The sequence below is a fragment of the Tenacibaculum sp. IB213877 genome (assembly GCF_034043975.1).
Lineage (GTDB): Bacteria > Bacteroidota > Bacteroidia > Flavobacteriales > Flavobacteriaceae > Polaribacter.
In genome coordinates this window covers 56,159-69,265 of record NZ_JAXCHH010000010.1, presented here as the reverse complement: position 1 = coordinate 69,265, position 13,107 = coordinate 56,159, and the positions used below count along the sequence as shown (strand labels likewise).

General features: G+C 31.7%; 11 protein-coding genes and 1 tRNA gene. 11 read left to right on the top strand and 1 reads right to left on the bottom strand.

Features of this window, described 5'->3' with window-relative positions; genetic code table 11:
• The first annotated feature begins 1 nt into the window (after window position 1).
• Entirely contained in the window at window positions 2-835 is an 834-nt protein-coding gene (locus SLH33_RS11385) for a universal stress protein (RefSeq protein ID WP_320419230.1), read from the top strand.
• Between the two features lie 73 nt (window positions 836-908).
• Here SLH33_RS11385 and SLH33_RS11380 read toward each other — a convergent pair whose 3' ends face one another.
• A complete protein-coding gene (locus SLH33_RS11380) occupies window positions 909-1,331 on the bottom strand; it encodes a CBS domain-containing protein (RefSeq protein WP_320419229.1) in 423 nt (140 codons plus the stop codon).
• Between the two features lie 118 nt (window positions 1,332-1,449).
• Between SLH33_RS11380 and SLH33_RS11375 the strand changes: the two genes are divergently transcribed.
• The 10 genes from SLH33_RS11375 to SLH33_RS11330 all read left to right on the top strand — a co-directional run bounded on the left by SLH33_RS11375 (window position 1,450) and on the right by SLH33_RS11330 (window position 13,099).
• A complete protein-coding gene (locus SLH33_RS11375) occupies window positions 1,450-1,785 on the top strand; it encodes a hypothetical protein (protein ID WP_320419228.1) in 336 nt (111 codons plus the stop codon).
• A gap of 86 nt (window positions 1,786-1,871) precedes the next feature.
• Window positions 1,872-1,945: transfer RNA gene (locus tag SLH33_RS11370), tRNA-Thr, on the top strand.
• Window positions 1,946-2,032: 87 nt separating this feature from the next.
• Entirely contained in the window at window positions 2,033-2,638 is a 606-nt protein-coding gene (gene udk, locus SLH33_RS11365) for a uridine kinase (protein WP_320419268.1), read from the top strand.
• Between the two features lies 1 nt (window position 2,639).
• The gene (locus SLH33_RS11360; protein ID WP_320419227.1) at window positions 2,640-2,957 is read left to right on the top strand and encodes an FtsB family cell division protein; all 318 of its coding nucleotides are present in this window, start codon (window positions 2,640-2,642) and stop codon (window positions 2,955-2,957) included.
• Window positions 2,957-4,306 (top strand): methylmalonyl-CoA mutase subunit beta, encoded by a 1,350-nt coding sequence (locus tag SLH33_RS11355; protein ID WP_320419226.1) that lies wholly within the window; start codon window positions 2,957-2,959, stop codon window positions 4,304-4,306. Before SLH33_RS11360 ends, SLH33_RS11355 begins: the two co-directional genes overlap by 1 nt.
• Window positions 4,299-6,362: a methylmalonyl-CoA mutase gene (gene scpA, locus SLH33_RS11350; RefSeq protein ID WP_320419225.1), complete on the top strand. Its 2,064-nt coding sequence runs from the start codon at window positions 4,299-4,301 to the stop codon at window positions 6,360-6,362. Before SLH33_RS11355 ends, scpA begins: the two co-directional genes overlap by 8 nt.
• Window positions 6,363-7,241, top strand: a complete 879-nt coding sequence (locus SLH33_RS11345) for a phosphatidylserine decarboxylase (protein ID WP_320419224.1) — start codon at window positions 6,363-6,365, stop codon at window positions 7,239-7,241.
• A 107-nt stretch (window positions 7,242-7,348) separates the two neighbouring features.
• Window positions 7,349-10,558, top strand: a complete 3,210-nt coding sequence (ccsA, locus tag SLH33_RS11340; RefSeq protein WP_320419223.1) for a cytochrome c biogenesis protein CcsA — start codon at window positions 7,349-7,351, stop codon at window positions 10,556-10,558.
• 50 nt (window positions 10,559-10,608) lie between these two features.
• A complete protein-coding gene (locus SLH33_RS11335) occupies window positions 10,609-11,124 on the top strand; it encodes a DUF2892 domain-containing protein (protein WP_320419222.1) in 516 nt (171 codons plus the stop codon).
• A gap of 73 nt (window positions 11,125-11,197) precedes the next feature.
• The gene (locus SLH33_RS11330; protein WP_320419221.1) at window positions 11,198-13,099 is read left to right on the top strand and encodes a nucleoside-diphosphate sugar epimerase/dehydratase; all 1,902 of its coding nucleotides are present in this window, start codon (window positions 11,198-11,200) and stop codon (window positions 13,097-13,099) included.
• The last annotated feature ends 8 nt before the right edge of the window (window positions 13,100-13,107 follow it).

The following is a 13,107-nucleotide window of genomic DNA, read 5'->3' as shown; positions in this document are numbered from 1 at the left end:
CATGAAAAAAATTATTGTCCCTGTAGATTTCTCAGACCATTCAGAAAAAGCATTACAAACGGCTGCATCCATAGCCAAAAAACATAATTCAGAAATTTTGGTTGTTCATATGCTTGAGCTATCAAATGCAGTCATAACTCAATCTCAGAGTTATGCACAAGAAGAAACTGCCTTTTATTTAAAAATTGCTGAAAAGAAATTTAAAGACTTTTTAAATAAAGATTATTTACAAGGATTAAAAGTAACCCCTATAGTTAAACATTATAAAATTTTTAGCGAGCTAAATGAACTAGCTAGAGATGAAAACGCCACTTTAATAGTTATGGGATCTCATGGTGTGAGTGGACTAAAAGAAATTTTCGTAGGCTCTAATACAGAAAAAGTAGTAAGAAACTCTTCTGTGCCAGTACTTGTTACAAAAGGAAAATCTGTAGTTACTGATTTTAGTAAGGCTCTATTTGGTTGTGACTTTTCTGATGATGATATTGCTCCTTATCAAAAAGCAAAAGAGTTTTTAGGTAAATTAAATTGTAAACTACATCTTTTACATGTAAATACCCCTTACGGAAAATTTAGAAGCTCAAAAGAAATGAGAGAAAAAGTAGCTAAATTTTTAGCAAAAGCCAATGAAACAGATATCACTTTTAATGATGTGGTATATGCTTCTGACTATACTGTTGAAAAAGGAATTCTAGAGTATGCTCATCAGCAAAGTATTGATTTAATTGTCATGGCTACACATGGTCGTAAAGGATTATCTCATTTCTTTGAAGGAAGCATTTCTGAAGATCTTGTAAACCATTCAAACATACCTGTTTTAACCATTAAAATTTGATTTTTTAAAACTGAACAATATAATAAAAAAGGGAAGTTTACAAACTTCCCTTTTTATTAACCCAAAAACTAAATTAGTGAAACTGTTGTAACAAATAATTAATCAAATCGGTTGTTGTTACAATTCCCACTAGCTTTTCATTCTCTACTACTGGCAAAGCATGAAACTCACGCTCTGCTAAAATTTCTGCAACTTCTTTAATTGTTGCCTCAGAAGATACACATACCACTTTCTTAGCCATAACTTGTTCTATAGTAAATAAACTATTTACAACTGTACCCACTTCTAACTCCACCTCTTCCAAATTATCAGCATAACTCACTCGCATTAAATCTGTATGACTCAACATACCTATTATAGTATCTCCACTTACCACCGGAATATGTCTTATGTGATGCTCCTTAAAAAGAGCCTCGGCAGTAGTTAAATCATCATTATAATTAACTGTTATTAAATTTTTGGTCATTATTGTTGAAACTCTCGCTCGTTTTTTCATTACTTATCTCTTTAGTTTTCAACAAATTTCTAAAACTTTCTAAGATTTTTTTATGATATTAATCATGTTATAAAGCATTTATCTTATTTAAATTTGAATAACCTTAAAACAATATTTTATGAAAACTATTACAACAAATTGGACAAAAAAGGAATTACATGCGTATCTTTTTATTTATTGCATGAATGCCGATTATGATGAAACCGATGATGAATTAGAAATCATTAAATCAAAAATTGATGATGTAACCTACAAAAAAATGCATACAGAATTCGAAAAAGACAATGATTACACAAGTATTCAAAAAATTCAATCTACTTTAGCTGATCTAGGATATACAAAAGATGAAATTGAAAATTTATTCAATGAAATTAAAGTATTATTCTTATCTGATGGAAGTTATGACATCTTAGAACGCAACCTTATGATGGGCTTAAAAAAACTACTTTTATAGTTACTAAAAAAAGAACTCAAATTTTTTAAAAAATATTTGCCAGTATTTAAAAACGTTTTATATTTGCCACGCTTTAAAAAGCAACAGCCGATATAGCTCAGCTGGCTAGAGCAGCTGATTTGTAATCAGCAGGTCGTGGGTTCGAGTCCCTCTATCGGCTCAAACAAAACAAGACATCAGAAATGATGTCTTTTTTTATGCCTTAAATTTTCTAAATTTGTAACAATAATTTTAAATCATGAAAAACATATTTATTATCGGTATTGCAGGTGGAACCGGAAGTGGTAAAACCACAGTTGTAAACCAAATTATTAATGAGCTACCGCCAGACGAAGTCTGTGTAATTTCACAAGATTCTTATTATAAAGCAACCGATAATCTAACGTATGAAGAAAGAACAAAAATAAACTTTGATCATCCAAGAGCTATTGATTTTGATTTATTGGTTCAACATTTATCAGAATTAAAAGAAAATAAAATTATAGAGCAACCTGTATATTCTTTTGTTACTCATAACAGAACTAAAGACAGCATTATTACACATCCAAGAAAAGTAGTTATTGTTGAAGGTATTTTAATATTTAACAACAAAGAATTACGTAACTTGTGTGATATTAAAGTTTTTGTACATGCAGATGCCGATGAACGTTTAATAAGAAGAATTAGAAGAGATATTACTGAGCGTGGACGAGATATAGACGAAGTTTTGAATAGATACAAAGACACATTAAAACCCATGCATCAAGAATTTATTGAACCAACTAAAAACTTTGCCGATATCATCATTCCGAACGACAGATACAATACTGTAGCTATTGATATCGTTCGTACAGTAATTAGCGATCGTTTATAATATGAATTTCAAATCTCTCAAAGAAAAACCTTTCTTTAAAATTGTAACCAATATATATCTGCTAATTTTAACAGGCTTTGTTATTTGGATGCTTTTTTTAGATGAAAACTCCTATCTAACACATAGAGAGTTTAACAAAGAGATTAAAGAACTGGAAACTTGGATTGAATATCACAAGCAAAAAATAGCGCAAGACAAGCAAACCATTCAAAAATTACAAGATTCTCTAGAGCTTGAACGCTATGCTCGAGAGAAATATTTAATGAAAAGAGAAAACGAAGACATTTTTATTATTGAATTTGATACCATAAAAAAATAATGAGCAAGTATTTATTTGATGAGTTTGATAAAGTTTCTCCAAAGCAGTGGAAACAAAAAATTCAAGTAGATTTAAAAGGTGCAGACTACAATGAAACCCTACTTTGGAAAACCAATGAAGGCATAACTGTAAAACCTTTTTACACCAAAAAAGACCAAACACATCAAGAAATTGATTTCTCCAAAAACGGTTTTAATATTTGTCAATCTATTTTTATTGATGATGAAATAATTGCGAATCAATCAGCAATTGATGCTTTGCAAAGAGGAGCTACTGCTATCGAGTTTTATGCAAATTCAGTTTTCAATTATAAAAAAGTACTTGAAAACATTGACACTTCATCAACCAAAATCTATTTTAATTTTGGCTTTTTATCTTCAGATTTTGTGTTAGAAATTTCAAATTTTATCAATTCTAAAAACAGCTTTTTCAATATTGATATTATTGGAAACCTTGCTAAAACCGGAAATTGGTTTTCAAATTCAAAAGAAGATTATAATCAGTTAGAAAAAATAGTTTCTTCAACTGATAATTGTATTAGAGTGGGTAGTTCCATATATCAAAATGCAGGAGCGAATAGTATTCAGCAATTGGCATACGCTTTGGCACATGCCAATGAATATTTAAATCATTTTGGAGAAAGTGTTGCTGAGAAAATCCACTTTAACTTTTCCGTAGGAAGCAATTACTTTTTTGAAATAGCAAAACTTCGTGCTTTTCGTATTTTATGGACTTCACTCCTAAATCAATACGGAGTAAAAAACACCTCAACTCATATTTTTACGCAACCAAGTTTTCGCAATAAAACCTTATACGATTACAACGTAAACATGTTGCGAACTACATCAGAATGTATGAGTGCTATTTTAGGGGGAGCAGACACAATATCAAATGTTGCATATGATGAAATTTTTCACAAACCTAATGAATTTGGTGAGAGAATTTCTCGCAATCAATTATTGATTTTACAGCAAGAAAGTGAGTTGGCAGAAGCTCAAAATATTGCTGACGGAGCATATTACATAGAAGCAATCACAGAACAACTTTGTGAAAAAGCATTAGAAATTTTCAAGTTAATTGAGCAAGGTGGCGGATTTTTAAAACAGTTGAATGAAGGCATTATTCAAAAGAAAATTGCTGAATCTGCTCAAAAAGAACAAGAACAGTTTGACAGCGGTGAGTTGGTTTTATTAGGAACTAATAAAATCCCAAATGAAAATGATGTTATGAAGAACGATTTAGAATTATTTCCTTTTGTAAGACCTCGAACTGAAAAAACGATAATTCTTCCAATTATACCAAGAAGATTAGCTGAAAAACTTGAACAAGAACGTTTAGAAAATGAGTAGAAAAGATATATCAAATATTAGTTTATCTAAAAATCAAAAATCAAAGGTAGAAAGTAAACTACACGAAGATTTTATAGCTGGAATTGCTCCTAATTTACGCGGACCTTACTCTACAATGTACGTTCGTCGTCCATGGACTATTCGTCAGTATGCAGGTTTTTCTACTGCTGAAGAAAGCAATGCTTTTTACAGAAGAAACTTAGCTGCAGGACAAAAAGGATTGTCTGTTGCATTTGACTTAGCTACGCATCGCGGTTACGATTCAGATCACGAACGCGTTCAAGGTGATGTTGGTAAAGCCGGTGTTGCCATTGATTCTGTGGAAGATATGAAAGTTTTGTTCGATCAAATTCCGTTGGATAAAATGTCCGTTTCCATGACTATGAACGGAGCAGTTTTACCCATTTTAGCATTTTATATTGTCGCGGCTGAAGAACAAGGCGTAACTCCTGATAAACTTGCAGGAACTATACAAAACGATATCTTAAAGGAATTTATGGTGCGTAACACTTACATTTACCCACCTACTCCGTCTATGAAAATTATCGCTGATATTTTCAAATATACTTCTGAAAACATGCCAAAGTTCAATTCAATTTCTATCTCTGGTTATCATATGCAAGAAGCCGGAGCTACTCCAGAAATTGAATTAGCATATACTCTTGCCGATGGTTTAGAATACATCAAAAAAGGATTAGAAGCTGGAATGGATATTGACACTTTTGCTCCTCGCCTATCTTTTTTCTGGGCTATTGGAATGAACCATTTTAAAGAAATTGCCAAAATGCGTGCTGGCAGAATGTTGTGGGCAAAATTGGTAAAACAATTCAATCCGAAGAACCAAAAATCATTAGCATTACGCACGCACTGTCAAACTAGTGGTTGGAGTTTAACCGAACAAGATCCGTTTAACAATGTTGCTAGAACTACTATTGAAGCCATGGCTGCAGCGTTTGGAGGCACACAAAGCTTACATACCAATGCACTAGATGAAGCTATTGCTTTACCTACGGATTTTTCTGCTCGTATTGCGCGTAACACGCAAATTTATTTACAGGAAGAAACTAACATAACAAAGACCGTTGATCCTTGGGCAGGAAGTTATTATGTGGAACAATTAACTGAAAGTATTGCTAACAAAGCATGGGAATTGATTCAAGAAGTTGAAGAATTAGGCGGAATGACCAAAGCAATTGAAAAAGGAATTCCGAAAATGCGTATTGAAGAAGCTGCTGCCATTAAACAAGCTAAAATTGATAGCGGACAAGATGTAATTGTAGGAGTAAATAAATATCAATTAGAACAAGAAGATCCGTTACATATTTTAGAAGTTGATAACAAAGCAGTGCGTCAATCACAAATCACTCGCTTAAATAATCTGAAATCAGACAGAAATCAAGCTGAAGTTGAAAAATCTATTGCAGATTTAACAGAATGTGCAAAATCAGGTGATGGGAATTTATTAGATTTAGCAGTAAAAGCAGCCAGAAATAGAGCCACTTTAGGTGAAATCTCTGATGCTTTAGAAGATGTTTTTGGTAGACATAAAGCAGTTCATAAAACCATATCAGGCGTGTATAGTAAAGAAATAAAAGACGATTCATTATTTAAAAAGGCAAGTGAGTTAGCAGATAAATTTGCTGAGTTAGAAGGTCGCCGTCCACGAATTATGATTGCCAAGTTAGGACAAGACGGTCATGATCGTGGAGCAAAAGTAGTAGCTACCGGTTATGCCGATTTGGGTTTTGATGTAGATATGGGGCCTCTTTTTCAAACACCAAAAGAAGCTGCAAAACAAGCTATTGAAAACGATGTACATATTTTAGGAATTTCCTCATTAGCGGCTGGTCATAAAACACTTGTTCCGCAAGTAATTGAAGAACTTAAAAACTACGGTCGCGAAGATATTATGGTTATTGTTGGAGGTGTAATTCCTGCACAAGATTATCAGTTTTTATTTGATGCTGGAGCTGTTGGAGTTTTTGGTCCTGGAACTAAAATTGCACAAGCTGCCATTGACATGTTAGAAATTTTAATTGATAGTATAGAAGAGTAAATGCAAATAAAATTCATCGATAGAAAAACAGGAGAAATTAAAACTGAAACTCCACCCGGAGAAGGGTTTTTAAATCTTTTATACAACAATCCGTTTGGTAAAATGGCTCTATTACCATTAGCAAAGCGTAAGTTTTTATCATCGTATTACGGTAAAATGATGGATAAAGTCAAGTCAAAAAAACGAATTGAACCTTTTATAAAACTTTTGGGTATTGATATGAATGAAGCGGAAAAGCTTTCTCATGAATATCAAACCTTTAATGATTTTTTCTATCGAAAATTAAAGCCTAATGCGCGTCCTATACAAAGTGGTTTTGTTTCTCCGGGGGACGGAAAACTACTTGCTTTTGAAAACATAGACGATGTGCATAATTTCTTTATCAAAGGACGTGAATTTACGTTAGAAGAGTTTTTAAATAATAAAGAACTAGCTAAAAAATATGAAAACGCCTCTATGATCATTTTACGTTTAGCACCCAATGATTATCACAGATATCATTTTCCGTATGACGGCGTTCCTTCAGAAACAACAAAAATAAAAGGAAGTTATCTATCCGTTTCACCCTACGCTTTAGCAGCAAACTTTACCAGAGTTTTCTGTGAAAACAAACGTGAATATTGCACTCTTACCACACAAGATAAAGGAGATGTTATTATTGCTCCTGTAGGTGCCACTATGGTAGGGAGTATTTTTTCTACCTACATTCCTAATGAACCCATAAAAAAAGGTGAGGAAATGGGGTATTTTGCTTTTGGTGGTTCTACCATTGTTATTTTGATAGATAAAAACAAACTTAAAATTGATGAAGATCTATTAAAAAACACCCAAAACAAAATGGAAACTTTTGTTAAAATGGGTGAAAAAATTGGTGAGTAAGCATCTAAAAAAACATCTTCTTATTTTAACATAAAAAACCCTTATTTTTAAGGGTTTTTCTTTTCGCTTTACGTAAATTTGCAAAGTTTTTGTCTACGCATTTTACAATGAAAAAATTATTAAATATCCTCTACTCTACCCGTTTAATGGCCATTTTATTTTTTGTTTTTGCCATTGCCATGGGAGTAGCTACTTTTATAGAAAACGATTTTGGCACGCAAACCGCAAAAAAACTAGTATATAATACTTGGTGGTTTGAACTTATCATGGTGTTTTTTGTCATTAACTTCTTTGGAAATATTTTCAAATATCAGTTATATAAAAAAGAAAAATGGGCTGTTTTTATGTTTCATATTGCTTTTTTATTCATCATTATTGGAGCTGGAATTACGCGTTACATTGGTTATGAAGGAATGATGATTATTGATGAAGGTGAAACGACGAACACTTTTTTATCAGATACCAATTACCTAAACGTTATTGTGGACAATAACAAATTTCAAAAAGAAACTAACAATAAGTTATTATTGTCTGCTTTGGGGAAAAATTCAGTAGAATTTTCAGAAACTTTCCAGCCTTCTAAAGATGAACCAGAACATACTATTGATTTTAAATTAGTGGATTACATTCCGTGGGCAGAGAAAAAATTTATTGAAGACAAAACCAAAACTGAACACTTGTTTTTTGTTGAAAGTAGTGACGGCACACGACATGAGCATCACATAAAAAGAGGAACTTTACAAAACATTCACAATATTTTAGTAGGTTTTGATGCTCCTGACAAGAATGCATCTATCAACTTTTTTTATGAAGATGGTAATTTAAAAATGCAAACCAAGTCAAATGGAGATTGGTTACGAATGGCAGATCAAACTCGTGGTAAAATTGTAAAAGACAGTATTCAATACTTTCAATATTTAACGTTACACAACGTTGCCGGATTACAATTTGTGGTTCCTCGTCCTGCTGAAAAAGGAGAAGTGAAAACCGTGAGAGGTAATAAAGACAATAAAAAATATGACGTTGTTGTATTTGACATCACTACAAACGGAGAAACTAAGCGTGTTGAATTTTCAGGAGGACAATTCAACACGGATAATAAAAAAGAATTCTCTATTGGTAACTTGAATTTCAGAGCATGGTATGGTGCAAAACGACTACAAACTCCTTTTAGTGTTAAACTAAATGATTTCCAACTAGAAAAATACCCTGGTTCTGAAAGTGCAGCTTCATACGCTAGTGAAGTTACGGTAATTGATTCGGAAGAAACATTTGATTACAGAATTTTCATGAACCATATTTTAGATTATAAAGGATATAAATTCTTCCAATCTAGTTTTAAAAATGCTGGTCAACCCATTGAACAAACACACCTTTCTGTAAATCATGATTTTTGGGGAATGCTAGTTACCTATTTTGGTTACTCGTTATTATACACTGGATTAATTTCAATGTTATTTGCTAAAAACACTCGTTTTGATGATTTGAAAAAAGGTTTAAAGAAAATCAGAAATAAAAAAGCTACGCTTTCTTTAATAGCCTTCTTTTTTGTCGGATTTGGTTTTGCTCAAGAAGATCATAATCACAACGAGCATGATGGACATGGCCATCAAACTACAGAAGTACACACAACCAATCATCAACAATTAAAAATTACTGATAAAGTTATTGATAGCATTTTAAAAGCTAATTTGGTTGATAAATCTCATGCTGACAGCTTTAGCCATTTGGTAATTCAAGATGCTGGCGGACGAATGAAACCTGCGCATACTTTTGCTTCTGAGTTGGTTAGAAAAGTAGCACAGACTAATAAATTCAAAGGCATGGAACCAAGTCAGGTTTTATTGTCTATTACAGAAAATCCGAGGTTTTGGTTTGAAGTGCCTATTATTTATTTAGCTGACAAAGGGAATAAAGAAATTCGTAAAGTTTTAGATTTACCTGACACTACAAAATATGCTCGTTTATCTGATTTTATTACTCCGACAGGAGCCTATAAAATAAAAGAACAAGTAGACGAAGCTCAGAAAACAAAAATTCAGAATAAATTTCAACAAGATTTAATAAAGGTTGATAGACGTGTTGGTTTACTATACAGTGTTATTGGTGGTGGAATTTTACGTATTTATCCTGTTCCGGGAGACGAAAATAATAAATGGGTTTCGCAACCCGAAACTTTACATGCTGGTTTTAAAGGAACAGACTCTGTATTTGTACGTCAATCTTTACCAGTGTATTTACAATTATTACAAGAGTCAAAAAAATCTGGAGTCTATACTGAAACCAATAAGGTTTTAGAAGGAATTAAGAAATTCCAACGCAAATTTGGCTCAGACGTAATTCCTTCAAAAGATAAAATTGATCTTGAAATCACTTATAACAAGGTAAATATTTTTAAACGGTTATCAAATTACTACCGTTATATTGGTGTTCTATTAACACTTTTTGTGATTTTACAAATATTTTTCAGAAAATCTAAAGCATTAAATTACACTGTAAAAGCATTGATTGCTTTTACTGTTATTTTATTTCTTTTTCACATTATTGGTTTAGGAATACGTTGGTACATTAGCGGAAATGCCCCTTGGAGTAATGCCTATGAAAGTTTAATTTATGTAGCATGGTCAACGATGCTATTTGGTCTCTTTTTAGGAAGAAAATCTGCCTTAACCATTGGGGCAGCTGCTTTTTTAGCATCGAGTATCTTATTTTTTGCTCATCAAAATTGGTTGGATCCTGAAATTGCAAACCTGCAACCTGTACTAAATTCTTGGTGGTTATTAGTTCATGTATCTATTATTGTATCGGCTTATGGTCCGTTTGGATTAGGAATGATTTTAGGAATTGTTTCATTACTCTTAATGGCATTTACCACTAAAAAAAATAAAAAGAAAATGGATGCCAACATCAAAGAACTAACTATCATTAATGAAATGTCACTAACTGTAGGTTTGGTTTTATTTACTGTTGGAAACTTCCTAGGCGGTATGTGGGCCAATGAAAGTTGGGGGCGTTATTGGGGTTGGGATCCTAAAGAGACCTGGGCGTTAATTTCTATTATGGTTTATGCCTTTGTGTTACATATGCGTTTAGTACCAGGATTAAGAGGTCGCTATGCATTTAATTTATGGTCTGTTATAGCTTTTGCTTCTGTAATGATGACATATATGGGCGTTAATTTCTACTTATCGGGATTACATTCTTATGCAAGTGGAGATAAGGTCATTACACCTAGTTCAGTGTACTATTCGATTATTTTTGTAGCGATATTAGGAACTTTGGCTTACTTTAAGTATCAAAAATTTTATAAGAAGTAAGACATTTTGATTTAAAAATGTAATTTTGTGCACCAAAAATTCAAGAAAATATGTTCAATAAAAATATAAAGTTAATTTTAGCAGGATTAGTAACAATTTGGTCGGTATATGAGTTTTCTCAAGGCCATATTATGAATGGAATTTCTATCTTGTTATTAGCGGGAATCTTTATTTTGTTCTACTTTAAAAATGAATTTATTTTATTAGCCTTTTTACAATTACGTAAACAAAACTTTGAAGGCGCTAAAAAATGGTTAGGATACATAAAAAATCCGGAAGCAGCATTAACACAAAGACAGCAAGGTTATTATAACTATTTGCACGGTATTATGTTATCTCAAACTAACATTACCCAAGCTGAAAAATTCCTAAAAAAAGCGGTGAAGCTAGGTTTATCTATGGATCATGATTTAGCCATGGCTAAACTTCAATTAGCAGGAATTGCTATGACTAAACGTCGTAAACGTGAGGCTACCACTTTAATGAATGAGGCTAAAAAATTAGATAAGCACGGTATGCTAAAAGAGCAAATTGCTATGCTAAAACAACAAATGAAGAAAATATAATTATAATAAAAAAACACTTCTGCACATTATAGCTCAATTAATTGTATATTTAGCTGTTTGATATTATAAGGGAATGCTTAGGACTATTTTTTTAAAAGCTTTAAACAAGCATGCTTCACACTGGCTTGTTTTATTTATAGACATACTATTGGTATGTTTCTCATTTATTTTAGCTTATTCCGTAAGGTTCAATGCCTCATTAAACTTTAATACAAGTGACCTTAATTATCAAATACCCTTTATAGCAATTGTTTTTACTGCTAGTTTTTGGTTAGTTGGAACTAATCGTGGTATTGTTAGACATACAGGAACTAGAGATGCCTTTAATGTGTTTTTAGGCGTTACATTAGCTTCTATTAGTGTAATGTTTATAATAGCTATAAATAATGTATTTAATATATTCCCTAATTACACTGTTCCAAAGTCAATTATACTAATTCATTACTTTATAAGCATTTTTGTATTAGTAGTTAGCAGGTTTATATTTAAATCTATTTATGAGATTGTTTCCTCTGAGTTGAAAGACATTACAAATGTAATGATTTATGGAGCAGGAGACTCTGGCCTAATAACATATGGAGCTTTAAATAGAGATACAAAAAACAATTATGAAATTGTAGGTTTTATTGATGACGATGAAAATAAAATTGGCAAAAAAATAGATCGAATTAAAATTTATGGAAGTGATGAAATCACTAAAAAATTCGTAGAGGAAAAAGAAATTAAAGAAGTAATTTTATCTATTCAAAACATCAAATCAGAAAGACTACTCTATTTGACTGATAAATTAATAGAACTTGGTGTTAACCCTAAAATTGTTCCTCCTTTTTCAAAATGGATTGGTGGAGATTTTGATGCAAACCAAATAAAACAAGTTAAAATTGAAGATTTATTAGATAGAGATCCCATAATTATAAACAACCCTATTATTAAAAGAGATGTTAATGATAAAGTAATTTTAGTTACAGGTGCAGCCGGATCTATAGGAAGTGAGATATCAAGGCAGATCAGTAATTATAAACATAAGCATTTAATTATTATTGATCAAGCTGAGTCTCCATTATATGAATTACAACAAGAATTAATAAGAAAAGGAGTTAAAAATTTCACGTCAATAGTTGCAGATTTAAGAGATAAAGCCAGAATTGAGGAAATTTTCAAAACTTTTAGCCCTAATAAAGTTTATCATGCTGCTGCCTACAAACATGTTCCTTTAATGGAAAGTAGTCCTTACGAAGCTGTAAAAATTAATATTGGAGGTACAAAAATTGTTGCTGATTTAGCAGTAAAATATGGGGTTGATCGTTTTGTTATGGTCTCTACTGATAAAGCCGTAAACCCAACAAATGTAATGGGAGCTACAAAAAGAGTAGCGGAAATGTATATCAGCTGCCTAAGTAAAGAAAATCATGTAACCAAATTTACAACTACAAGGTTTGGTAATGTTTTAGGCTCAAACGGTTCTGTTATCCCTCTTTTTAGAAAACAAATTGAAAACGGCGGTCCATTAACAGTAACTCATAAAGATATTACTAGATATTTTATGACTATACCAGAAGCTTGCCAATTAGTTCTTGAAGCTGGCACTATGGGAAATGGAGGAGAAATATATATTTTTGATATGGGAAAATCTGTAAAAATATATGATATTGCTAAAAGAATGATTCATCTTTCTGGTTTAAAATATCCTGATGATATTGATATTAAGATAACCGGATTAAGACCTGGAGAGAAGTTGTATGAAGAATTATTAGCGAATGGCGAAAACACAACTCCTACCTATCATGAAAAAATTATGATTGCAAAAACTCAAAAAATAGATTTTCAAGCAGTTAAATCAAAAATAGAAAATTTATGTTTGAGTAATAAACAAATTGACAACTTAAATACTGTCATTCTTATAAAAAATATTGTACCCGAATTCAAATCTAATAATTCTATATACGAAAAACTAGACAAAAAAATATTAAATTAAATTTAGTA

Excerpts from the sequence above, each read along its gene's own strand:
- SLH33_RS11385 (WP_320419230.1), top strand. The coding sequence starts at position 2 with ATGAAAAAAATTATTGTCCCTGTAGATTTCTCAGACCATTCAGAAAAA.
- SLH33_RS11380 (WP_320419229.1), bottom strand. The coding sequence starts at position 1,331 with ATGAAAAAACGAGCGAGAGTTTCAACAATAATGACCAAAAATTTAATA.
- SLH33_RS11375 (WP_320419228.1), top strand. The coding sequence starts at position 1,450 with ATGAAAACTATTACAACAAATTGGACAAAAAAGGAATTACATGCGTAT.
- SLH33_RS11360 (WP_320419227.1), top strand. The coding sequence starts at position 2,640 with ATGAATTTCAAATCTCTCAAAGAAAAACCTTTCTTTAAAATTGTAACC.
- SLH33_RS11355 (WP_320419226.1), top strand. The coding sequence starts at position 2,957 with ATGAGCAAGTATTTATTTGATGAGTTTGATAAAGTTTCTCCAAAGCAG.
- scpA (WP_320419225.1), top strand. The coding sequence starts at position 4,299 with ATGAGTAGAAAAGATATATCAAATATTAGTTTATCTAAAAATCAAAAA.
- SLH33_RS11345 (WP_320419224.1), top strand. The coding sequence starts at position 6,363 with ATGCAAATAAAATTCATCGATAGAAAAACAGGAGAAATTAAAACTGAA.
- ccsA (WP_320419223.1), top strand. The coding sequence starts at position 7,349 with ATGAAAAAATTATTAAATATCCTCTACTCTACCCGTTTAATGGCCATT.
- SLH33_RS11335 (WP_320419222.1), top strand. The coding sequence starts at position 10,609 with ATGTTCAATAAAAATATAAAGTTAATTTTAGCAGGATTAGTAACAATT.
- SLH33_RS11330 (WP_320419221.1), top strand. The coding sequence starts at position 11,198 with ATGCTTAGGACTATTTTTTTAAAAGCTTTAAACAAGCATGCTTCACAC.